This is a genomic window from Anaerostipes sp. 992a, assembly GCF_001940245.1.
GTDB lineage: Bacteria > Bacillota > Clostridia > Lachnospirales > Lachnospiraceae > Fimousia.
In genome coordinates this window covers 971380-993569 of sequence record NZ_MJIG01000004.1, presented here as the reverse complement: position 1 = coordinate 993569, position 22190 = coordinate 971380, and the positions used below count along the sequence as shown (strand labels likewise).

Sequence of the window (22190 nt, the reverse complement as noted above, 5' to 3'; positions counted from 1 at the left end):
GATCATAGGGGAATTTTATGGAGTTTGTGAAAGATATTTTAAAGGGATCATTGGTAGGAGTGGCCAATATTATTCCAGGAGTCAGTGGAGGGACCATGGCAGTATCCATGGGAATTTATGATAAGCTGATTACAGCCGTTACTCATATTTTCAAAGACTTTAAGAAGAGTCTTCGGATTCTTCTTCCGATTGTGATAGGTGCAGTGCTGGGAATTGGAATTTTGGCATTTGTCATCAAGTGGCTGTTTGCCAATTATCCAGTACAGACCAATTTATTATTTATTGGCCTGATCGTAGGAGGACTTCCTGTTATATGGAAGAAGACGAAAGAACAGAGAATTACAGCAGGGGCCATTGTTGCATTTTTAGTTTTTTTGGCTATTGTTATTTTGTTTCCGATCTTTGGAAATGGAACTGGCACAGAAGTAATTTTAACACCGGGAATCGGAATGTTTCTAAAGCTGATCGTAGTCGGAATTATTGCAGCAGCAACTATGGTCATTCCGGGAGTCAGTGGTTCTATGATGCTGATGATTTTGGGATATTATAACCCAATCCTCAATACGATCACAGGGTTTATCTCTTCAGCGGCAGATTTGGATACAGCTGGAATGATGAGCTATGTATGGATTTTGATTCCGTTTGGAATTGGAGTGGTCGTTGGTATCTTTGCCATTGCCAAGTTCGTAGAATACGTATTTGAGCATGCACCAGCCATCGCTTATTGTGCGATTCTGGGATTGATCGTAGGATCACCGATTGCGATTCTTGCCATGGCACAGATTACGAGTCTTACACTTATGACGGTGCTCACCAGTGTCATTGCCTTTCTTCTTGGATGTGTGATTGCCTTAAAGTTAGGTGAATAAATAGAATTTGAGAAAGGCTTATCGAAAATTTTTTTCACTTAGGTTATTTTCTTAACGGAAAAAAACAACGGAAATTTTTGATTTCAGATGAAAAAGTAAAAAAAGAATACACAAGAAGGATTGTATAAAGGCATATACAATCCTTCTTTGTTTTATGCAGAATTTCTATATTAATATAGAAATCCATGAAAAAAACATAGTACGTTTTATTGGACTTAAAATTGAAAATGGTTAAAAAAATAACAAGTGATAAATGGCTTATTTAAGCCAAAAATGAATGGTTTTTAGTGTTAATTAATTAACGGTTATTTTTTGGTTTTGCTATTGCTTTTTTTTAAGAGCATCTTTATAATATCAATAAGACACCGAGAAAGGAGAAAGTAGTAGTTATGAGTAGATTGACAATTCAGACACCAGATCATGCCCAATTAGTAGTAGAAGGATTGTATAAAGATGTGGAAAGTCGTATCGTAGCCAGCCCTCCTGGATTATGCCCAATTGATATGTCACTTTCCTTTTTAAAATTATGTCATGCTCAGACATGTGGTAAATGTATTCCTTGCCGTGTAGGTTTAGGACAATTAGAAAATTTAGTAGAAGATGTATTAGAGGGAAGAGCAGAGCTCTCTCATATTGATTTGATCGAAGAGACCGCAAAGGTCATTATGGATTCTGCCGACTGTGCCATTGGGTATGAAGCGGCAAATATGGTATACAAAGGAATCATTGGATTCCGTGAAGATTACATAGAACATATTACCAACGGAAGATGCATTTGTAATATTAATCTCCCAGTGCCGTGTGTATCCTTGTGTCCGGCAAGAGTAGATATTCCTGGATATATCGCATTGGTAAAGGAAGGTCGTTATGCAGATGCAGTTCGTCTGATCCGTAAGGATAATCCATTCCCAACCACATGCGCTCATATTTGTGAACATCCATGTGAAGCACGTTGTCGAAGAAACATGACCGATACTTCCATTAATATCCGTGGATTGAAGAAGATGGCAGTGGATAATGCGGGATATGTACCGGCACCAGAATGTGGGCCATCTACTGGAAAAGAGGTCGCAGTCATTGGAGGAGGTCCTGGAGGCTTAAGTGCGGCTTATTATCTTCAACTTATGGGACATCAGGTTACTGTATATGAGATGCAGCCAAGACTTGGTGGCATGCTGATGTATGGTATTCCAAATTATCGTCTTCCAAAGGAACGCCTGCAGGAAGATATTGATGTCATTCTTTCTACTGGAGTAAAAGTGGTACATGGTAAGAGAATCGGAACAGACCTTACCATCGAAGGACTTCATGACCAGTACGATGCAGTATTAGTTACCATTGGAGCCAATACAGATAAGAAGCTTGGAATTGAAGGTGAGACTGCAGATGGAGTTATTTCTGCTGTTTCGATGCTGCGTAATGTAGGATATGGACAGAAGATGGATTATACCGGTAAGAAAGTATGCGTCATCGGCGGTGGTAACGTAGCCATGGATGCCGTGCGTACTTCTATTCGCCTCGGAGCAGAGAAGACCAGCATCGTATATCGTAGAAGACAGGCAGATATGACGGCACTTCCAGCAGAAATCGAAGGAGCGATTGCAGAAGGTGCAGAATTATTAGGATTAAAATCACCAGTTCGTATTGAAACGGATGAGAACAATAAAGTAAAAGCGTTATGGGTACAGCCTCAGATGATCAGTAAGATTTCCAGAGGGCGTGCCAGTGTAAAGGCAACGACAGAACCAGAGATGCGTCTGGAAGCAGATATTATTATCGTAGCCATCGGACAGGATATTGAATCTGAGCATTTTGAAAAATTTGGACTTCCAGTAGAACGTGGTGTGATCAAGGCGGACAGCACGACTGCTTTTAATGGTATGCCAGGTGTATTTGCCGGCGGTGACTGTGCAACTGGCCCATCTACGGTAATTCGTGCGATTCAGGCAGGAAAAGTTGCAGCAGCTAATATTGATGAATACTTAGGATTCAATCATAAGATCAGCTGCGAAGTTGAAATCCCACCAGCAAGTTTAGATGATCGCCCACCATGTGGCAGAGTCGAACTTCCAGAAAGAGAAGCGAACGAAAGAAAATGTGATTTTGAAGGCGTGGAAGGCTGTATGACATGTGAAGAAGCCAAACAGGAAGCTTCCAGATGTCTGCGCTGTGACCACTTTGGCTATGGAATCTTTAAAGGAGGAAGGGAAACAATATGGTAAATCTTACAATTGATCATAAAAAAGTATGTGTACCAGAAGGGACTACAATTATGGACGCTGCGAAAGAGGCTGGTATCCCAATTCCAAAGCTTTGTTATTTAAAAGGGATTAATGAGATCGGTGCCTGTCGTGTCTGTATGGTTGAATTAGAAGGCAAAGAAAAACTGATTATTTCCTGTAATAACGTAGTAGAAGAAGGAATGGTCATCTATACCAATAGTCCGAAGGTACGTCAATCCAGAAGAAGAACGGTACAGTTCATCTTATCTCAGCATGACTGCCGTTGTGCGACCTGTGTAAGAAGTGGAAATTGTACATTACAAACACTTGCCAATGACCTTGGCATTCTTGATATTCCGTATAAGCAGGAATTTACAAAAAAGCCTTGGTCTAAGGATTTTCCATTGGTACGTGACTCTTCCAAATGTGTAAAATGTATGAGATGTGTGCAGATCTGTGATAAAGTACAGGGATTAAATATCTGGGATGTGGCCAATACCGGATCCAGGACCGATGTTGATGTATCCTTGAATCGTAAGATTGAAGATGCAGACTGTGCATTATGCGGTCAGTGTATTACGCATTGTCCAGTAGGTGCTTTAAGAGAACGTGATGATACCGATAAGGCATTTGAGGCATTTGCTGATCCAGATAAAGTAACGGTTGTTCAGATTGCACCTGCAGTACGGACTGCATGGGGAGAAAGTCTCGGCCTAAAGAGAGAAGATGCTACGATCAAGAAACTGGTCAGCGCCATTCGTAAGATGGGGGCAGATTATGTATTTGATACGGTATTTTCTGCCGATCTGACGATTATGGAAGAAGGAAGCGAATTTATTGATAGATTGAAAAAAGGAGATATGGAACAGTATCCAATGTTCACTTCCTGTTGTCCAGGATGGCTTCGATTTATTAAATCACAGTATCCGGAATTAGTGCCTCAGTTATCTTCTGCCAAATCACCACAGCAGATGTTTGGTGCAACTACAAAATCTTACTTTGCCAAGAAGTTAGGCATTGATCCAGAGAAGATTTTCTGTATTTCTGTTATGCCATGTCTTGCCAAAAAGCAGGAAAGTACCATGGAATTATACCATGAAGAATTTGCAGGAAGAGATGTGGATCTGGTATTAACAACGAGAGAGATCGATCGTATGATTCGTGCGGATCATATTGATGCAACTCTTTTAGAAGAGGAAGAATTTGATGATCCATTAAAAGAAGGAACAGGTGCAGGTGTCATCTTTGGTGCAACTGGAGGAGTAATGGAAGCAGCCCTTCGTTCTGCATATTATCTGGTTACCGGAGAGAATCCAGATGCGGACGCATTCCGTGATGTACGCGGTATGGACGGCTGGAAAGAAGCGACCTTTGACATTGCTGGAACAGAGATTAAAGTAGCGGTTGTTCATGGATTGGGCAATACGAGAAAGCTGATCAAAGCGATCAAGAAGGGTAAGGTAAAATATCAGTTTGTGGAAGTTATGGCCTGTCCTGGCGGATGTGTAGGAGGCGGCGGACAGCCAATTCATGATGGAGAAGAGCTGGCCCAGGTACGTGGAGAGAATTTATATTTCTTAGACCGCAATTATGAACTTCGATTTTCACATGAGAATCCTTCTGTACTGCAGGCTTATGAAGAATATTTTGAGGCTCCGCTGTCTCATAAGGCACACGCACTTCTTCATACAGATCATGATGCATGGGAAATGCCACAGGCACCGGTAAAAAGATAAATTTCATGGAAAAAGTACATAGAAAAGATTAAATTTTGAATGATTTTGTTTAAATGACAACATTTTTAAAACGAAACATGTACTTCCGAAAGAAAAAGATATAGAAAGAGAAGCATGGGATATTTATAGGAAATTATGGATATCCTGTGCTTTTTCTTGTATAAAATTTGATGCATGGTAAAAATTATTTATGAAATATTTTACAAATGAAAATTCATATTGTATAATAGAGAGCGTATGATAGATAAGAAAGCTTTCCGATATGAAAGAATAGAGACAGAAAGCCAGTTTTGTATGGAAAAGGAGAATGCAATATGGATAAAATTAAAATGACAACACCATTGGTTGAGATGGATGGAGACGAAATGACCAGAATCCTCTGGCAGATGATTAAAGACGAATTATTATATCCGTTCATTGATTTGAATACGGAGTATTATGATTTAGGTTTGGAACATAGAAATGAAACCGACGATCAGGTAACCATAGACTCTGCAGAAGCAACAAAGAAATATGGTGTTGCAGTAAAATGTGCAACAATTACTCCAAATGCAGCGCGTATGACCGAATATGACTTAAAGGAAATGTGGAAGAGTCCAAATGGTACCATCCGTGCTATCTTAGACGGTACAGTGTTCCGTGCGCCAATCCAGGTAAAGGGAATTGAACCAAAGGTATCTTGCTGGAAAAAGCCAATTACCATTGCAAGACATGCTTATGGCGATGTATACAAAGGATCTGAAATGAAGGTTCCTGGTCCGGGAAAAGTAGAATTAGTCTATACAGCAGAAGACGGAACAGAAGTAAGAGAATTGGTACATAACTTCACAAGTCCTGGTATCGTACAGGGAATGCACAACATCAATAATTCTATTGAAAGCTTTGCAAGAAGCTGCTTTAGCTATGCGATCGATACCAAGCAGGATTTATGGTTCGCCACAAAGGATACGATTTCTAAGAAATATGACCATACATTCAAAGATATTTTCCAGGAAGTATTTGATGCAGAATACAAAGAAAAATTTGATGAATTAGGAATTGAATATTTCTATACATTGATCGATGATGCAGTAGCACGTGTTATGAGAGCAGAAGGTGGATTCATCTGGGCATGTAAGAACTACGATGGAGATGTTATGAGTGATATGATCTCTTCTGCATGTGGATCTCTTGCTATGATGACATCTGTATTAGTATCTCCTCAGGGATATTATGAATACGAAGCAGCACATGGTACTGTACAGAGACATTACTACAAGCATTTAGCTGGAGAAGAAACTTCTACCAACTCTGTTGCGACCATCTTTGCATGGACAGGTGCGTTAAGAAAACGTGGAGAATTGGATGGAATCGAAGAGTTAATGACATTTGCAGATAAGTTAGAAAAAGCAACCATCGATACCATCGAAAACGGAACTATGACAAAAGACCTGGCATTGATTACAAGCCTTGAAAATGTAAATGCAGTAAACAGTGAAGGATTTATTAAAGCAGTCAGAGCAACCTTAGAAGAAATGTTATAAGAAGTATATGGAATTTGTATAAAGAAGAGGCTGGTGCAGAGAAAAGGAATGTTTGATTTCTTTCCTCTGTAGCAGCTCTTTTTTCTTGTCTTTTTCCATTTTCTGGGATACAATATGGGTGATAAGGGGGAATAATATGCGGATTGCGATATGTGATGATGAAAAGATTTTTTGTAAGAGTATCTGGAGGTTTTTGAATCAGTATTTTGCCAGAAGGGAAAGAATGGTTTCTCTTTCTGCTTTTTTCAATGGAAAGGCATTGATCAGAGAACATGAAAAAGAGAAGTTTGATCTTGTATTTTTGGATGTAGAAATGCCAGAAGAAAATGGATTTGCAGTGGCAAAACAGTTGTTAGAACAGCATGGAGAGTGCAAGATTATCTTTCTTACCAATCATGAAGAATGGGTCAGAGAAGCCTTTAAGGTAAGGGCATACCGGTACCTGTATAAGAAACAGTGGGAGTTTGAAACGGAGGAAGCATTGCGGGAGCTGTTGGAAGAAATGGATGATAGGCAGGGATTGTTTGTCATTTCTGATGATAGGAAGAATGTATTTTTTCGGTTCCATGATATTATTTATATGGAATCCTTAGGAGATTTTAGCTGTATTTATACAAAAGATGCAAGAGTGATCGTAAGGGCCTCTTTAAAGAAAATGGAGTTGGAATTAGATCATCGTTTTTATCGGTGTCACAATCAATATATCGTAAATTTTCAGTTTATTATGGACTATGAAAAGAGAACGATAAGATTGAAAGATCAAACGGAGATTCCACTGGCCAGAGCACGGAAAAAGAAATTTTTGGAAGCATTCCATCAATATTTGATGCCAATGAGATAAGGGGAGAGAGATGGAAAGAAAACTTTTTTATTTACTGGAGTTGTTATTGGGAATTCTTTTTATACAGTTATTCTATTTAAAGCAACGAACGGTGGAATTTTCAGGAGATATAAGTTCTCCAGATAAGATAGAATGGATTTTATGTTGTGGTTTTTTTCTTAGTTTATTTCTCATGCAGGCTTTGTTTTTCCATATATCGAAACAAAAATTAAGGCAGGAATTAGAAATAAAGAATCGATTATTGGAGGAGCAGGAGCGATATTATACATTGCTTCTAAAAAAAGAAGAAGATACAAAAAAATTCAGACATGATATGAATCAGCAATTTTTATGTCTGAAGGAATTGTTATGTCAGCAGGATTATCATAGAGGAATTTCATATCTGGAGGAGTGCCTGGAGAAGAAAGAGCGAATGAATTATGTCATTCAGACGGGAAATATAATTTTAGATATTTTAATCAATGATTTGGTGCATACCTATCCAGTAGACGTGCATTGGTCAGGAGTCTTTCCAGAGTGGATATCTATGAAAGATACAGATTTGTGTATTCTTTTTTCCAATCTTTTTCTAAATGCAGCCGAGGCAGCGGTACAAACATCCTTTCCTGTGATTCATATTCATGTGCGGTTTGTACAGGAACATCTGCAGGTCCAAATCAAAAATCCAGTTGTGATGAAAAGAACGATTCAAAATCAAAGAATACAGACGACCAAAAAAGAAAAGTTTCTTCACGGAATCGGAATGAGCAATGCCAATGATATTGTAAAAAAATATCGTGGAAGTATTCGATATGAATATAAAGAAAAAACATTTCTTACTACGATTACTTTCTTTTCATTGGATTATTATAACCAAATATCTTAAATAGTTACCGAAAATCTCCATTCTATTGAGGAATTCCTTTGTGCAGGTTAGTATGAGGAAAAGAAGAATGGAGGCGTGTTGTAAATATGAAAAGGAAAATGAGTTGTTTAATTGTAGTATTGATTTTAAGCTTTAGCACTTGCTTAACAGTAAGTGCAACTAGTAAATATTTGACTATGGATGGTATACGATGGCAAGCGCAGAAAAAAACAAAATGGTGCTGGGCTGCATGTGCAAGAAATGCGGTTAGATATGAATATTTTGAAAAAGGAAAAACTGGATGGAAGTCACAAAATAGTATTGTTAAAAAAGTTTATGGTAGTGAAGTGAATAAAGGAGGAACAATTAACCAAACAAAGAATAGTGCTAATTATGCAAGTAACTATACTAAAACATATAAGGCAAGTAATAGTGCATTTTCTTATCCGAGTTTAAAAACGCAGATTGATCAAGGTGATGTTATTTTATTATTTGGTTCTTATAAAAATGGAGGGGGACATGTTGTTACAATGCATGGGTATAATACTTCTAATAATAAGATTAGATATTTTGATCCGTGGGATGGAGGGAGTTATCATACAATGACTTATAGTTCGTTCAAAAATGGAACTACTACTCATAGACAGTATGTAGCAACGGTTTATTTATCAGGTAATTAAAGTCTGTAAGCTTTTTTCTTGCTTACAAACTTATTATACGAGGGAGTGATGCTTTATGGAAAAATAAAAAATCCATACAAAACAAATGGCGGCAAACCAACATCTGAGAAAATCAGATAACTGTAATGTATGGATAATCTAATTATAGTTGTGGATAAAAATGATATCAAGGAAAAGTTGATTGCATATCCCAAAAAATGGTCTGCTCTTTCAAGTAACTTAAATTTAACGAAGGAAGGGGATAGTTACAAATATTCAAGATTCAGAATAAGATACAATTTAACCAAACCACCTCTTGCGGGATTGCTGGTACAGACATTTCTTTTTACAAAAGAGGGGAGTGAATTGGGAATTAATGATCGTTGGTGGAAAGCAACATGTTCGGTATATAAAAATTCATCTGCAAGTTCAGTCAATAAACATGCTACATTAATTCATGAGGCAGGTCATGCTTTCAGTATGGCTCATTGTAGTCATAGCGAAAAACAGCATATTATGCATCAAGGATTAAAAAGTTATGCTGCAGTATCCAGTTATGAAAAAGATGAGTTGAGAAAGAAATGGGGAAAATAGATGAAAAAGAAAGTATTTGTGATGACAATTATGGTTGGTATCATGCTTATGCTGTGTTCTTGTGGAAAGAGTGAGTCAGTTGCTAAATTAAAAGATATTCCGATTCAGTCAGAATTTATTCTATTTGATTACCAAGAGCTGAAGGAGACTTCTAAGTTAATCGTAAAAGCAAAAATTATGGATGATCTTTCGAAAGAGAATAGTGTAATAGAAATGGATACCGAAGACACTGATTCTATATCAAGTGCTTATAGTTTGAGAAATATAGAACTTTTGGAGATCTATGGAGGGGATAATGCTGATCAATTTCAGTCAGGTGATAAACTGACAATTATAGATAATGCAGCAATTCATGATAATAATTATATCCATATAGAGGGGTATGAAAAGCTAGAAAAAGGACAGATATATATTTTATATTTAAGCAATGATACGGCTAGTGGTGATTATTCAATTATCAGTGCTAATAATGGAAAAGTGGAGTTCGATAAAGTGAATCAGTTGCAAGGCGATGAATTTGAAATTGCTGTAAAAACTCTAGTTGAATTTGAGAGCGATGTTACTGAAAACGAAAAACAGGAACTACTAAACTCCAGTGTGGAAAAAGCAGAATTGAAAAAACAGGAGATTAAAGTTGATTCAAGTGATATTTCTATCAATTATATTCAAGAGTCATCCAATACAGTCCTTGTTGAGGTTCTGAATTCTGATTCATTGTAGTTCTGATAACTGAAGTTAATGAAATGGAGTGGGCACTATGAAAAAAATAATTAGATATGGTACGGTTTTTGCTATGATGCTATGGTTATTGGAAGCACAGGTTATGGCGACTGCCGATTATTTGAATGATCTTCTGGAACAGGAATTGTCTTTAAGTCAGCAAAATCTGATGCAGATCCAAGAAAATATTGAGGAAGAGAAACATCATTCGGATGGAACATCCAGAAGTTTAGAAGTAGATAACAACGAAATTGCAAGTTATGATTTAGAAGAAGCAAAGCGTATTTATAGCATTGATTCTACCATGATTACAGATTATCAGAATATGGGTAAGCTAAAAAATATGATTTCTGACGAATCTTATATCGATATTCCAATGACGACTGTGGATGGAGAATCCGGCAGTATTCATGTAGAATCTACGGATGGATTCAACCTATATGGATGGGAAAGTCATGTAGAAAATACCAATATCCTATTTGAAAGCAACCAAACGATTTTAGAAAAAGTGAAGAATAGCATCATAGATTCTGGGGAAACTGTGACAGAAGTAAAATTTGTCCATGCAGCCATGTATCAATCCAATTTTGTTTATATTGAGACTACTTCTGGCAAAGAATACATCATTCCATATTTTTCTGCAATTGAAGAATATCCATTTGAAAATGGACAGGTTTATGAATGCTCTGATTTTATAGGAAAGTTAGGACAGGTAGTAGACGAGGAAGCTATGACGGAGGAAGGAGTATTCTCTGGTGTGGTATTCAAAGAGTCAAAAACGATGGTACCTTATGTCATAGCAGCAGGATTTTGTGTCATCCCAATCTATGGTATATATTTGGTGAAGAAAAGAAAAAATTATGAAACGAACAATCAGTTACAGAATAAAAAATGAAAGCGATGGAAAGCCCATTGAAAAAATTCTAAAGGAACATGGGTATTCCAAAAAGGTGATTGCTGCTTTAAAGAAAGCACCCAATCAGATTTTATTAAACGATACTCCTGCCTTTACTAATCTCAATGTGAAGGTAGGAGATGTTCTGAAAGTCATTCTTGTGGAGGATCAACCCTCTCCTGGAATTGTTCCGGAAGAGGGGGAATTGTCTATCGTCTATGAGGATGAGGATATTCTGGTAGTAAATAAGCCGGCCAGACTTCCGGTTCATCCATCCATCAACCATCGGAATGGTACGCTGGCCAATCGAATTGCAGGCTATTATCATAGACAGGGGATTGCATATGTATTTCGCTGTATGAATCGTCTGGATCGGGATACCAGCGGCCTGGTTTTATTGGCAAAGCATATGTTAAGCGGGGCCATATTGTCGAAATGTGTAAAAGAAGGTGGATTACATAGAGAGTATCGGGCGGTGGTATGTGGAAAACTTCCGGAAAAAGGTACCATTACTGCACCCATTGGCAGAAAGCCGGATTCGATTATTGAACGGATGGTGGATACTTACCATGGTCAGAGGGCGGTGACTCATTATCAAAGAATTGGATATGGAGGTGGATATTCTTATGTTTCGATTCAACTGGAAACGGGAAGGACTCATCAGATTCGAGTGCATATGAAGCATATTGGGCATCCGCTTCCAGGAGATTTTCTGTATTATCCTGATTTTACCCACATTGGAAGACAGGCACTGCATTCCTATCGTATCTGGTTTCCACATCCTATCACAGGAAAAGAAATGGAATTTGTAGCTGAGGTGCCGGAGGATATGAGGAAGATGATAAAATAGGTATAATAAATACGGGTTTTGTGGACTAAATGAAGAAGAAAATTTCTCCTCCTGCGCCCAGGATGCCAGAACGTAAGAACAACCAAAGCTGTCTGGATTTACCCCGAGCCAAACCCTAATCCGCTCCGCTAGTCGGGCTTGGCATGGTACAAGACGAACTGCATTCCTTTTTTCCATAACAGTTGGAAAGGTAAGTAAACTTCCCTACCAACTGTCCTATGGAAAACAGTCATCTTCGATGCCTGAAGCAGTTCTGGTGATAGAATCCAGCCAACAGGTTGTTCTAACATTCCGCATATGTCGCTTTCGGAGAAGTTTTCTTCTTTTCCATGTTCCGTTTCTCCATATGAATACGGGAGAAGCCAATACACTACAAAGAACGAAACCATTCCGGTAAAGCAATCTGCGGAGGAGCTTACATGTTTTCTCAGGCAGAAAATCTTTACCAAAAGCGATGCTTTTGGTCGTCCATAAGGACAAATGGCTGGAAGCTTGCTTACATAGCCATTTGTCCCTGGACGAGGGATAAGATTTTCGTCTGTCATGGTGTAGAACAAGAGAAAACATGTATCAGATTTGGAAGCTCCGTAGCCTGATTGCTGACCGGAATGATTTCGTTCTCACTCACTATCCCATAGTCAAAGAAACCCGCATTTATTTGACAAAATCTTCCCGCATAGGAGTGAAGATATCCAAAAGTTTACCGGCTTCTAAGCACTTACATCCATGCTGGATACCATTCTGTTTTAGTAAGGTATCGCCAGTAGTTACAATTTTGGTCTCTTCTCTTCAGCAGTTTCAATAAAATAGTGTCAGTTTTTTTGCAGTAAATTTAGTATACCGCACAGTGCTGCCCATAAAACTCCTGCACATGCCCATATGATCCAGGTACGATGCCAGGCGTTGGTAAAAAGACTGACTCCAAGATAGATGGCAGTGATCAGGCACCAGTAGATTGCTCCGATAGAGGAATTTCTTTTATTTTCTGCTTTTTTCTTCTTTGTATAATCGTCTGTCTGGAGCAGCATGTTATAAGAGCCATGGATCGTACCAGACCAGACAAACAGATAAACAGCACATGCTACAAGAAGCAGCAAGATACCCACACAAAAAATATAGATAATATCCGGGGAAGAAAATGCCGCTGCAGTCAGTAACGGAATAGGACTAAAGATGCAGAGAGAGACTCCAGCAACGGTACAAATACGGTGAGTATTATCAAATGCTATTTTTTTCTGTTCCACGGTTTCAGTAATGCCATATGGAAGTGTCAAATCTTCTGTTTCCAGATATTCATATTTCTTTAACAGCATTCCAATATAGATAATAATGGCTACGTTGATCAAAACGAGAAACAGTAAAATGACAACGCCAATCCCGCCAGCCATATTATCAGACCAAGAAATCAGATGGTATTCAGAAAGTCCGCCCAGAAGAATCAGGGGAACAGGACAAATTACCAACATGGCAATGGCGAGAGACAGAGGCTTGGCGGTTTTTGCTTTCATCTGCAGAAAGGAACTGGCCTCATCCATGGAAACGAATCTGGTGGAAGCATCATTTTTTATATTTTCGGTATCGGAGAAAGATAAAACCTCTTCGGTATCTTCTTTAATTAGATCATCCACACTGACACCAAAAATTTCACTTAAAAGAATGATTTTATCCAGATCTGGAATGGAAGAAGCATTTTCCCATTTAGAAACGGCCTGGCGGGAAACATTTAATTTCTCAGCCAGTTCTTCCTGAGACCAATGTTTTTGTTTTCTTAAAGTAATTATTTTTTCTGATAAGTTCATAAATATCCTCCTATCGTAAAAAGAATGGATTGATTCTTTTTTCTTTTTCTGCTTTTATTATAGTAAATTATGCTTATGGCAACAAGCAAGTGCCCTTAGAAATTACGCAACTGGTGGTTGCAACGGCAGGAAATTCGTTGCATCTGCAGGATGGGACTGATATACTTGCTTATAGAACGAGCTCAAGGGGAATACATAAAAGGGAGATAAATATGAGACATGGATGTTTAACAACAGTGGTGGTGCTTTTTATGATGGGGATATGTTTCTTTGCCGGGAAATTGATTTTGGATCAGATCGGACTTGAGATGCATCACCAGGATACAATCGTAAAAGAACAAAAGGAAGCTTCTACTACGGCAGAAGAGGGAACCGAAGAAACAGTACAAAGTGAAACAAAGCAAGAGGGTGCCGGGAAAGAAAGGTTCTATTACGAACAGCTTTCGAAAGAAGAGCAAAAAGTGTATGACAAGCTTTTACAAGGAATGGAGGCTTCATCAGAAAAGATTCGGATCAGTTATTTGGATTCCGATGATATAAACAAGATTTATAAATGGATACTTAAGGATCATCCGGAGATTTTCTGGTGTGACAGCAGCTATCGGTCTGTGTCTTATCAGGGGCTGACATCCTATGTTATCATAAAGCCAGAATATATCTTCGACCAGGAGGAGAGAAATGAGAAACAGAGGGAAATTGATGCAGAGGTAGATGCATGTCTGATGGGAATCGATGCCTCTGCATCTGATTACGAAAAAATTCTGTATGTATATGAATATCTTGTAAATTCTGTAGATTATGAAGAAGGCTCTGAATACAATCAGACCATCTATAGTATATTTGTAAAGAAGCGTTCCGTATGTGCCGGTTATGCAAAAGCAGCACAGTACTTATTAAATAAGCTGGATGTATTTTGTACCTATGTAACAGGAACGATTCGGGATTCTCAGGTTAGCCATGGATGGAATCTGGTCCGGTGTGAAGGAGATTATTATTATGTAGATCCTACCTGGGGTGATCCGCTGTTTCAGTCTGGAGAAAATGAAGACATTGATAATATTAATTACGATTACATGTGCTGTAATGATGAAGAACTTTTCAAGACCCATAAGCCGGAGGGAGATGTTTCTCTTCCAGCTTGTACGGAGATGGACTGGAATTATTATGTCGTAAATCATATGTATTATACACAGGTGGATGAAGATGGGCTTTTACAGGCTATGAAGGATACGATTTTTACAAAGGAGAAATCTACTACCTTTAAGTTTGCCAGCAATTCGCTCTATACACAGGCACGGGAGGTTTTGTTCGACGATTTGATCCGGCAGGCAGCCAGAATTCTAGGAAATCGTTATGGAGTCCGACAGGTGAAATATAGCTATCTGGATGATGAAGAAAGAAATAAGATTGTAATCTATTGGAATTATAAGTAAATGAATGGAAATTATTTATACTGCATTGGCACAAAATTTGCCAGAAAAAGTGGATGTTACTTGACATTTTTATCAGGTTATAATAGAATATCCAAGTGAATCATAAAGGAAAAGCGTTGACGGAGACAGTAGCCTTTTTTGGAACGTATGTAGCGAGCCGGTGATGGTGCAAGACCGGTACCAGTACAAGATTGGTGAATATCACTCCCTAGTTGCCAATCTGAACGTAAGTAGGATTGGACGGTATCCACCGTTATATGGATAACATATGATAGTATGTGAAATAGGTGGTATAATGATAGTTTATAGAGCTTTCATCCTGTTTGCAGGATGGAAGCTTTTTTTATGAAATAGGAAATTTCTTTTCCTATTCCATAAAAACACTCCGTGAGGATCGCACTGCGGCGGATAGGAAGATGTCGCAAGAGCGACCCGCCGCAGGCGTAGAATCCTGCAGAACAGGATTCTTTTTTATTTTTTAAATGAAAACCAATAGTTCATAAATTGTAACAAGATATAAGAGGAGGCAAAAATATGCTGTACAAGAAAGTCAGCCCAGACTTGAATTTTGTAGAAAGAGAAAAGCAGACAGAAAAGTTTTGGAATGAAAATCATATTTTCGAAAAGAGTATTGAATTAAGAGAAGGAAGTCCTAGCTATACATTCTATGATGGACCTCCAACTGCAAATGGAAAACCACATATCGGACACGTATTGACTCGTGTTATCAAGGATATGATCCCACGTTTCCAGACAATGAAAGGGAATATGGTTCCTCGTAAGGCAGGATGGGATACGCACGGTCTTCCAGTAGAATTGGAAGTAGAAAAGATGCTTGGCTTAGATGGAAAGGAACAGATTGAAGAATACGGTCTGGAACCATTCATCGATCATTGTAAAGAGAGCGTATGGAAGTACAAAGGAATGTGGGAAGATTTCTCAGGAACCGTTGGTTTCTGGGCAGATATGGACCACCCATATGTCACATACGACAATAACTTCATTGAATCTGAATGGTGGGCATTAAAGCAGATTTGGGACAAAGGTTTATTATACAAAGGCTATAAGATCGTTCCTTACTGCCCAAGATGTGGAACTCCATTATCCAGCCATGAAGTTGCGCAGGGATATAAGGATGTAAAAGAACGTTCTGCAGTGGTACGTTTTAAAGTGAAGGGAGAAGACGCTTATATTCTGGCATGGACCACAACTCCTTGGACATTGCCTTCTAACGTGGCACTGTGTGTAAATCCGGTAGAAACTTATGTAAAAGTGAAGAAGGATGAATATACTTACTACATGGCAGAAGCTCTGGTAGAAAAAGTATTGGGAGAAGATGCGCAGATCTTAGAATCCTATACAGGTAAGGATCTGGAATATAAAGAATATGAGCCATTATTTGATTTTGTATCTCCAAAGAAAAAGGCATTCTATGTAACCTGTGACAGCTATGTAACATTAACCGATGGTACTGGAGTGGTTCATATTGCTCCTGCATTTGGTGAAGACGATAGCAAGGTAGGAAGAGCATATGATCTTCCATTTGTTCAGCTGGTAGACGGTAAGGGTGAAATGACAGCAGAAACTCCTTGGGCAGGAACTTTCTGCAAGAAGGCAGATATGCCTATCTTACAGGATTTAGAGGACAGAGGATTATTGTTTGATGCTCCAAAGTTTGAGCACAGCTATCCTCATTGCTGGAGATGTGATACACCACTGATCTATTATGCTCGTGAGTCCTGGTTCATTAAGATGACAGATGTAAAAGAAGATCTGATCAGAAATAACAATACGATCAACTGGATTCCGGAAAGCATTGGAAAGGGACGTTTCGGTGACTGGTTAGAGAACGTACAGGATTGGGGTATTTCCCGTAACCGCTATTGGGGAACACCACTTAACGTATGGGAGTGTGAATGCGGACATCAGCATGCCATTGGATCTATTGAAGAATTAAAATCCATGTCTGATAACTGTCCAGATGATATTGAGCTTCACAGACCATACATCGATGCAGTTACGATCAAATGTCCACATTGTGGCAAGGAAATGCATCGTGTACCAGAAGTAATTGACTGCTGGTTTGACTCTGGTTCTATGCCATTTGCACAGCATCATTATCCATTTGAAAATAAAGACTTGTTTGAACAGCAGTTCCCTGCAGATTTTATTTCCGAAGCAGTTGACCAGACAAGAGGTTGGTTCTATTCCTTGTTGGCAATCTCAACTCTGATCTTTAATAAGGCTCCATATAAGAACGTTATCGTTCTGGGTCATGTTCAGGATGAAAATGGACAGAAGATGAGTAAATCCAAAGGAAATGCGGTAGATCCATTTGAAGCATTAGAACAGTATGGTGCAGATGCGATCCGCTGGTATTTCTATATCAACAGTGCTCCATGGCTGCCAAACCGTTTCCATGGTAAAGCGGTTATGGAAGGACAGCGTAAGTTTATGGGTACTTTGTGGAATACTTATGCATTCTACGTACTGTATGCGAATATTGATGAATTCGATCCTTCTAAATACAGTTTGGAATATGATAAATTATCTGTTATGGATAAGTGGTTACTATCCAAGTTAAATACAGTTGTAAAAGCAGTAGATGAGAATCTGTCCAATTATAGAATTCCAGAAAGTGCAAGAGCTCTTCAGGAATTTGTAGATGATATGAGTAACTGGTATGTAAGAAGAAGCCGTAACCGTTTCTGGCAGAAGGGAATGCCACAGGATAAGATCAATGCATATATGACACTTTATACAGCATTAGTGACCGTATGTAAGGCTGCAGCTCCGATGATTCCATTTATGACAGAGGAAATTTATCAGAACCTGGTAAGAAGCATTGACAGCCAGGCTCCAGAAAGTATTCATTTATGCGATTTCCCTGCAGTAGATGAATCTATGATAGATGCTGAATTAGAAGCAAATATGGAAATGGTATTAAAGGTTGTTGTCTTAGGTCGTGCATGCCGTAATGCTTCTAACATTAAGAACAGACAGCCAATTGGCAAGATGTATGTAAAAGCAGATTCTGAGCTTTCCCAGTTCTACAAGGAAATCATCGAAGATGAATTAAATGTAAAAGAGGTAGAATTTAAAGATGATGTATCTGCATTTACGACTTATGAATTCAAGCCTCAGTTACGTACAGTAGGACCAAAATACGGTAAGAAATTAAATGGCATTCGCAAATATCTTTCTGAAATTGATGGGAATGCCGCAAAAGCAGAATTGGATGCCAATGGTAAGATCGTATTTGAGGTAGATGGCGATACCATCGAGCTTCTGGAAGAAGATTTACTGATTCAGATGATCAAGATGGAAGGATATGTGACCGAACAGGATAAGAATGTGACAGTTGTATTAGATACCAACCTGACAGCAGAATTGATCGAAGAAGGATTTGTGCGTGAGATTATCAGCAAAATTCAGACAATGCGTAAGGAAGCAGGATTCGAAGTTACTGATAAAATCGTGATTTCAGCGGAAAACAGTGTGAAAATTGCCGAAATTATCGATAAAAATAGACAAATGATTCAAAATGATGTATTATGTGAACGAATCGTGCTTGAAAAAGCGCAGGGATACACAAAAGAATGGAACATCAATGGGGAAAACGTAATCTTAGGTGTGGAGAAGCTTTAAATTTAGAAAAAGCATATATCAGACATTACCAGGTGGTACTGCCTGATATATGCCAATGTAACTCTAAAGTGTACTAAGAGAGGGATGAATATGAAGTTTAGTAAAAAAGAATTCAAAAAAGAAGTAGTTGAGAACGTAAAGAGCCTTTTCCGTAGAGATATGGAAGAAGCAACCAATGAACAGATTTATCAGGCAGTTGCATATGCAGTCAAAGATTTGATGATCGATGATTGGATCAAGTCCCAGAAAGAATATAAAAAGCAGAATAAGAAGACCGTATATTATCTTTCCATGGAATTCTTAATGGGTCGTGCATTAGGAAATAACATGATCAACTTGACACATTATAAGGAAATGGCAGAAGCATTAGACGAATTAGGATTAGACATCAATGTCATTGAAGATCAGGAAAGAGATGCAGCATTAGGAAATGGTGGTTTAGGACGTCTTGCCGCTTGTTTCTTAGATTCACTTGCAACATTAGGATATCCAGCTTATGGATGTGGTATCCGTTACCACTATGGTATGTTTAAACAGGCAATTGAAAATGGTTACCAGGTAGAAAAACCAGATGACTGGTTAAAGAATGGCAATCCATTTGAAATCCGTCGTGATGAATATGCAAAAATTGTTAAATTTGGCGGATATGTAGATGTAGAAATTGATGATCAGGGAAGACAGAACTTTGTTCAGAAGAATTATCAGCAGGTTCGTGCAATTCCATATGATATGCCAATCTTAGGATATGGCAATGGAGTAGTAAATACACTTCGTATCTGGGATGCAGAAGCAGTTCAGACATTCAATTTATCTTCTTTTGACAGAGGAGAATATGACAAAGCAGTAGAAGAACAGAACCTTGCAAGAAATATTTCTGAAGTATTATATCCAAACGATAATCATTATTCAGGAAAAGAGCTTCGTTTAAAACAGCAGTATTTCTTTGTATCTGCATCTGTTCAGTCTGCAATTTCAAGATTCAAAGAAAGCAATGATGATATTCATGATCTTCCAAAGAAAGTAACTTTCCAGTTAAATGATACTCATCCAACTGTTACGGTTGCAGAATTAATGAGAATCTTAATTGATGAAGAAAAATTAGGATGGGATGAAGCATGGGATATTGTATGTCACACATGTGCATATACCAACCATACGATCATGTCAGAAGCTTTGGAAAAATGGCCAGTGGAATTATTCTCAAGACTTCTTCCTCGTATCTACCAGATCGTAGAAGAAATCAACAGTCGTTTTGTAAGACAGATTCAGGAACAATATCCAAACCAGCCTGAAAAGGTTGCAAGCATGGCGATCGTATATGATGAACAGGTTCGTATGGCACACCTTGCAATCGCAGGAAGCTTTTCTGTAAATGGAGTAGCAAGACTTCATACAGAAATTCTGAAGAAACGTGAGTTAAAGGATTTCTATGAAATGACGCCTGAGAAATTCAACAACAAGACAAACGGAATTACTCAGAGAAGATTCTTATTACATGCAAATCCACTGTTAGCAGACTGGATTACAGATAAGATTGGTGATGAATGGATTACAAATCTTCCTCATTTAGAAAAGCTTGCTATTTATGCAGATGATGAAAAAGCACAGCAGGAATTCTTAAACATTAAGTATAAGAATAAGATCCGTCTGGCAAAATACATCAAAGAGCACAATCATGTAGACGTAGATCCTCGTTCTATTTTCGACTGTCAGGTAAAACGTCTTCATGAATATAAACGTCAGTTATTAAATATTTTACATGTAATGTATTTATATAACCAGTTAAAAGAACATCCAGATATGGATATTGTACCTCGCACTTTTGTATTTGGTGCAAAAGCAGCTGCAGGATACAGCAGAGCAAAATTAACGATCAAATTGATCAACTCTGTTGCAGACCGTATCAACAATGATCCAACCATCAATGGAAAGATCAAAGTGGTATTTATCGAAGATTATCGCGTATCCAACGCAGAAATCATCTTTGCAGCAGCAGATGTATCTGAACAGATTTCTACTGCTTCTAAGGAAGCTTCTGGTACAGGTAACATGAAATTTATGTTAAACGGTGCGTTAACATTAGGTACTATGGACGGTGCTAACGTAGAAATCGTGGAAGAAGTTGGTGAAGAGAACGCATTTATCTTTGGTTTAAGTGCAGATGAAGTTATGAACTACGAAAAGAATGGCGGATACAATCCACGTGATATCTATAACTCTAATATGGAAATTCGTAAAGTTCTGACACAGTTAGTAAATGGATATTACTCTCCTGAAAACCCAGAATTATTCAGAGAAATCTATGATTCTTTATTAAATCAGGATCAGTACTTCACATTACTTGATTTTGATGCTTATACAAAAGCACAGAACAAGATCAATGAAGCTTACAAAGATGAAGCTGCATGGGCAAAATCTGCAATCTTAAACATTGCAAAATCTGGTAAATTCACAGCAGATAGAACAATTGAACAGTATGCTCAGGAAATCTGGCATCTGGAAAAAGTTGTATTATAATAAAAACGAAATCCCTATAGTTCCAGAAAGCAGGCGGAATATTCCGCCTGCTTTTTTCATACATTATAAAATAAGGCATACATAAAGGGGAAAATAGTTATGAAGTTCATATCCAATGTATTTATGGTAACAGGTATTATGATCGGAATGCCCATAATCTTTTATTTGATTTTTCACGGAACCAGAATGGACAGGCTTCCAGATATCGAAGATGTAGAAAGTGGATATACCATTGTCAATGGATCAGAATACGATCTGGATCAATATCTGATTGGGGTACTGCCTACAGAGATGAATCTGGATTCAGAATACGAAGCAATTAAGGCACAGGCGGTAATTGCCAGAACCAGTATTCTCTATCAGCTCAAAGGGAAAAAACAGATGGATGGAAATAAGCTGGAAGAGGGTTATATTACCCAGGAAAAATTAAAGGAACAGATAGGAGAACGAGAATATACAAAAAAATTGCAGCTTTTAACAAAGGCGGTATTGGAGACACGTGGCATGGTCATACAATCCGAGGGGGAATACATTTATCCATTGTATCATGAAGTGAGCATTGGAACTACGATCAGCGCGAAAGAGCTGTACGGAAAGGATATTCCATATCTAAAGGCAGCAGACAGCAGCACTGATGTGGAATCTCCAGATTATATGAAGGTGGAAGAATGGGATTATGAGGATGCTTTGAATCTGATAAAAAAGGAAAAGCCCGAGACGGAGGTGACCAGAGAGCAGTTAGAGGAAAAAATCGTAGTCACGTCCAAGACGAGCTCTGGATATGTAAAAAAACTAAAAGTAGGAAATACCACGTTTACTGGAGAACAGTGGAAAAAAATCTTTGATCTGAATTCTACCAATTTCTATATAGAGGACTACGAGGGAAAAATGCGCATGGTGACCCTGGGGAAGGGGCATGGATTAGGACTCAGTCTTTATGGAGCCAATGAGCTGGCAAAGCAAGGCGCAGGATATAAAAAAATACTGACACATTATTATCGAAATATAGAAATTAAAAAAATTTATGAATAGACCCTTTT

At 38.2% G+C, this 22190-nt stretch carries 17 protein-coding genes and 1 pseudogene; 15 read left to right on the top strand and 3 right to left on the bottom strand.

What is annotated here, in order from left to right:
* Positions 1 to 17 precede the first annotated feature (17 nt).
* The 11 genes from BHF69_RS09040 to BHF69_RS08990 all read left to right on the top strand — a co-directional run bounded on the left by BHF69_RS09040 (position 18) and on the right by BHF69_RS08990 (position 11753).
* Positions 18 to 869 carry a DUF368 domain-containing protein gene (locus BHF69_RS09040; protein WP_075670819.1) on the top strand — a complete coding sequence of 284 codons (852 nt, stop codon included), beginning with the start codon at positions 18 to 20 and terminating at the stop codon, positions 867 to 869.
* Between the two features lie 389 nt (positions 870 to 1258).
* Complete coding sequence (locus BHF69_RS09035) at positions 1259 to 3091, top strand: NAD(P)-binding protein (protein ID WP_075670817.1); 1833 nt, start codon at positions 1259 to 1261, stop codon at positions 3089 to 3091.
* Positions 3085 to 4827 carry an NADH-dependent [FeFe] hydrogenase, group A6 gene (locus BHF69_RS09030; RefSeq protein WP_075670815.1) on the top strand — a complete coding sequence of 581 codons (1743 nt, stop codon included), beginning with the start codon at positions 3085 to 3087 and terminating at the stop codon, positions 4825 to 4827. Before BHF69_RS09035 ends, BHF69_RS09030 begins: the two co-directional genes overlap by 7 nt.
* 314 nt (positions 4828 to 5141) lie before the next feature.
* Complete coding sequence (locus BHF69_RS09025; RefSeq protein WP_075670813.1) at positions 5142 to 6350, top strand: NADP-dependent isocitrate dehydrogenase; 1209 nt, start codon at positions 5142 to 5144, stop codon at positions 6348 to 6350.
* A 136-nt stretch (positions 6351 to 6486) separates the two neighbouring features.
* Positions 6487 to 7191 (top strand): LytR/AlgR family response regulator transcription factor, encoded by a 705-nt coding sequence (locus BHF69_RS09020; RefSeq protein WP_075670811.1) that lies wholly within the window; start codon positions 6487 to 6489, stop codon positions 7189 to 7191.
* Positions 7192 to 7201: 10 nt separating this feature from the next.
* Positions 7202 to 8056: a GHKL domain-containing protein gene (locus BHF69_RS09015; protein WP_075670809.1), complete on the top strand. Its 855-nt coding sequence runs from the start codon at positions 7202 to 7204 to the stop codon at positions 8054 to 8056.
* A gap of 86 nt (positions 8057 to 8142) precedes the next feature.
* Positions 8143 to 8715, top strand: coding sequence for a C39 family peptidase (locus BHF69_RS09010; protein ID WP_075670807.1), 573 nt, complete (start codon positions 8143 to 8145; stop codon positions 8713 to 8715).
* Between the two features lie 129 nt (positions 8716 to 8844).
* Positions 8845 to 9288 (top strand): hypothetical protein, encoded by a 444-nt coding sequence (locus tag BHF69_RS09005; RefSeq protein WP_075670805.1) that lies wholly within the window; start codon positions 8845 to 8847, stop codon positions 9286 to 9288.
* Complete coding sequence (locus BHF69_RS09000; protein ID WP_075670801.1) at positions 9289 to 10008, top strand: hypothetical protein; 720 nt, start codon at positions 9289 to 9291, stop codon at positions 10006 to 10008.
* Between the two features lie 37 nt (positions 10009 to 10045).
* Positions 10046 to 10903, top strand: coding sequence for a hypothetical protein (locus tag BHF69_RS08995; protein WP_075670800.1), 858 nt, complete (start codon positions 10046 to 10048; stop codon positions 10901 to 10903).
* Positions 10869 to 11753 (top strand): RluA family pseudouridine synthase, encoded by an 885-nt coding sequence (locus BHF69_RS08990; protein ID WP_075670798.1) that lies wholly within the window; start codon positions 10869 to 10871, stop codon positions 11751 to 11753. Before BHF69_RS08995 ends, BHF69_RS08990 begins: the two co-directional genes overlap by 35 nt.
* Before the next feature lie 128 nt (positions 11754 to 11881).
* Here the strand turns inward: BHF69_RS08990 and BHF69_RS13995 are convergent, their stop codons facing one another.
* The 3 genes and pseudogenes from BHF69_RS13995 to BHF69_RS08975 all read right to left on the bottom strand — a co-directional run bounded on the left by BHF69_RS13995 (position 11882) and on the right by BHF69_RS08975 (position 13552).
* On the bottom strand, positions 11882 to 12298 hold the full coding sequence (locus BHF69_RS13995) for a hypothetical protein (protein ID WP_143249521.1): 417 nt from the start codon (positions 12296 to 12298) through the stop codon (positions 11882 to 11884).
* Between the two features lie 109 nt (positions 12299 to 12407).
* Positions 12408 to 12536: pseudogene (locus BHF69_RS14760) on the bottom strand (cupin domain-containing protein); the annotation flags it as partial.
* Positions 12537 to 12565: 29 nt separating this feature from the next.
* Positions 12566 to 13552 carry a helix-turn-helix domain-containing protein gene (locus tag BHF69_RS08975; protein ID WP_075670794.1) on the bottom strand — a complete coding sequence of 329 codons (987 nt, stop codon included), beginning with the start codon at positions 13550 to 13552 and terminating at the stop codon, positions 12566 to 12568.
* A 212-nt stretch (positions 13553 to 13764) separates the two neighbouring features.
* Here BHF69_RS08975 and BHF69_RS08970 point away from each other — a divergent pair, with 212 nt between their 5' ends.
* The 4 genes from BHF69_RS08970 (at position 13765) to BHF69_RS08955 (ending at position 22182) form a co-directional block, all read left to right on the top strand.
* On the top strand, positions 13765 to 14985 hold the full coding sequence (locus BHF69_RS08970) for a transglutaminase domain-containing protein (protein ID WP_075670792.1): 1221 nt from the start codon (positions 13765 to 13767) through the stop codon (positions 14983 to 14985).
* Between the two features lie 537 nt (positions 14986 to 15522).
* The gene (gene ileS, locus BHF69_RS08965; protein ID WP_075671794.1) at positions 15523 to 18633 is read left to right on the top strand and encodes an isoleucine--tRNA ligase; all 3111 of its coding nucleotides are present in this window, start codon (positions 15523 to 15525) and stop codon (positions 18631 to 18633) included.
* Positions 18634 to 18717: 84 nt separating this feature from the next.
* A complete protein-coding gene (locus BHF69_RS08960; RefSeq protein ID WP_075670790.1) occupies positions 18718 to 21150 on the top strand; it encodes a glycogen/starch/alpha-glucan phosphorylase in 2433 nt (810 codons plus the stop codon).
* A 99-nt stretch (positions 21151 to 21249) separates the two neighbouring features.
* Positions 21250 to 22182 carry a SpoIID/LytB domain-containing protein gene (locus BHF69_RS08955; protein WP_075670788.1) on the top strand — a complete coding sequence of 311 codons (933 nt, stop codon included), beginning with the start codon at positions 21250 to 21252 and terminating at the stop codon, positions 22180 to 22182.
* The last annotated feature ends 8 nt before the right edge of the window (positions 22183 to 22190 follow it).